A 2614-nucleotide genomic window follows, 5' to 3' on the forward strand; every position below is an offset into this window, starting at 1 on the left:
CCAGCTGCGCCCGCAGGACCTGAAGAGCTTCCTCGAATGGACCCACGCACGATGGAAATGCGTTAGCATTTTCGGAGGAGTCTTCGCGCCTTCCACTACAATCAACAGGGTATTTAAAATCAACATTCAGCTGTAACAGAGCTATTTTATTATAACGCAAAAAAAAATGAACGTAAACATTGACTACATATCGTTATACATATATCATTATATGTAGTTATTAAAACTACATTATGAAGTGTGGAGGTTTTTCAATGAACAGTTATATTCGGGAACCAATTAATGGCCTTACCCATTTGGCAGGTGCATTACTGTCTTTTGCCGGGCTGCTTGCGCTTGTGATAAAGGCTTCGCTTACTACTGGTTCAGCACTGGCTATTACCTCGGTCACCATTTTTGGCATTAGTATGATTCTTCTATATACGGCCTCAGCAACCTATCATATGGTAAAAGCTAAGGACCGGGTGATTGCGTTCCTCAGACGGATTGATCATTCAATGATTTTTGTTTTAATCGCCGGTTCGTATACACCCTTTTGCCTTATCAGCCTGAATGGAATGACAGGCTGGACTTTATTCGCCACCATCACCTTAGCAGCTTTATGCGGCATCCTGTTCAAGATGGTTTGGTTCAAAAGTCCAAGATGGCTGTCTACCTCCATCTATATCGTCATGGGATGGATGGTCATCTTCGTTGTCTCTCCTCTTTCATCAGTCTTGAATCCTGGCGGGATTTTCTGGCTTGTTGCCGGTGGGATCATGTATACAATTGGCGGAGTGATTTACGCTTTGAAGCCTGACTTCCTGCGTTCTAAATATCTTGGTTTTCATGAAATCTTCCACATTTTCATCATGCTCGGAAGCCTTGCCCATTTCCTTAGTGTTTATCTTTATGTTTTATAAAAAAATATGCCTGCTCTCCAATTCAGAGAGCAGGCACATTATGTTTAACTTACGTTTTTTACATTCATATTGTTATATCTCTTATGGAACCCTTTTCCATAGTAAAAGGCAGTCAGGAGTCCTAACCAAAGAGGCCCTATGAAAAGAGCGACCCTGGTGTCAGGGCTGAATGCCATCAGGACGATGACAAATGCCAGGAATGCTAATGAAAGATACGAAGTGAAAGGGAATAATGGAAGCTTGTACTTCAGCTTTTTCACTTCATTTCCCTTCAAACTTTTTCGATAACGAATCTGGGACAGGAGAATGATGGCCCAAGTCCAGATTGCTCCAAATGTTGCAATGCTTGTCACCCATGCAAAAACTTTTGCAGGGACGATATAGTTCAAAACTACTCCGATCAGAAGTGCAGCTGCTGATGCCAATATCGCAAATCCAGGTACACCATTTTTCGTAAGCTTGCTGAATTTTTTCGGTGCTTCGTCATGATTTGCAAGGTTGAAAAGCATTCGGCCCGTGCTGAAAATCCCGCTGTTGCATGAAGATAGTGCAGCTGTCAGCACAACGAAATTAATGATTCCCGCTGCTGCAGGAATACCTAGTTGTTCAAAAGTCAATACAAATGGGCTTCCCTTCGAACCGATTTCATCCCAAGGATAGATGGACATAATCACGAATAATGCTCCTACATAGAAAATCAGGATGCGCCAGAAAACGGAATCAATCGCCCTGGCTAGTGATTTCTCGGGATTCTTCACTTCCCCGGCAGTGACACCAATCATCTCTATTCCTAAATAAGCAAACATGACCATCTGCAGGGACATAAGAACACCCTTAATTCCATTAGGGAAAAATCCGCCGTTCTCCCACAGGTTTTGGATTCCTGTAGCGATTCCGCCATTGCCAATTCCCCAAATAATCATGCCGGCTCCTGAAACGATCATCGCCAGGATCGTCACGATCTTAATTAATGCAAACCAGAACTCCAGCTCTCCATAAGCTTTTACAGCCATGAAGTTGACCGCTGCCATTATGACGAGGGCAGCAAGCGCCCAAATCCAGCGTGGAGTCTCCGGAAACCAGTACTCCATATAAATGCCGACAGCAGTTATTTCCGCCATCCCGGTAACAATCCATAAGAACCAATAATTCCAGCCGGTGATATAACCCGCCAGCGGTCCCAGATAGTCTCTTGCATATTTGCTGAACGACCCTGCGACCGGCTTCTGAATCGCCATTTCCCCAAGAGCCCTCATGATAAAGAACATGATCATGCCGCTGAAAGCATATCCGAGCAGGATCCCCGGCCCAGCCAGCTTTATAGCGGTGGCGGAACCTAGAAATAGCCCGACGCCAATTGCCGCACCTAACGACATTAATGTAATATGCCTTTCCTCCAGCCCGCGTTGCAGTTCATTTCCCTGTGAAGTTTTCATGGTGTCTCTCCTCTGCTCCATATTTCGGAAGACTAAATTGTTATTGAAATCATAATAAATACTGTGAGGCTAATAGTTGAATCTTTCGATAATTATTCACATAAGAATAAAAACGATAAGAATACAGCCTCTTTCCTATACACAAATCCAATTGATCCAAAACCTCTTTTTTAGAAAATTATTATTCTTATAAAATTTCCTTCCGTCATTTTACCATGAATTCCAGTCTATAAATATATGAAAATTTTCTCATAATAAGAAAAGCGCAAGCACCTT

General features: G+C 43.0%; 2 protein-coding genes. One reads left to right on the forward strand and one right to left on the reverse strand.

The features are described from left to right. Positions 1-254 precede the first annotated feature (254 nt). Complete coding sequence (gene trhA / locus V7201_RS02285; RefSeq protein ID WP_335375165.1) at positions 255-902, forward strand: PAQR family membrane homeostasis protein TrhA; 648 nt, start codon at positions 255-257, stop codon at positions 900-902. 44 nt (positions 903-946) lie between these two features. Here trhA and alaP read toward each other — a convergent pair whose 3' ends face one another. Next, positions 947-2338 (reverse strand): alanine permease AlaP, encoded by a 1392-nt coding sequence (gene alaP, locus V7201_RS02290; RefSeq protein WP_335375166.1) that lies wholly within the window; start codon positions 2336-2338, stop codon positions 947-949. Positions 2339-2614 lie beyond the last annotated feature (276 nt).

The organism is Bacillus sp. JJ1122, assembly GCF_036964885.1.
In the GTDB taxonomy this organism is placed as follows: Bacteria; Bacillota; Bacilli; order Bacillales; family Cytobacillaceae; genus Mesobacillus.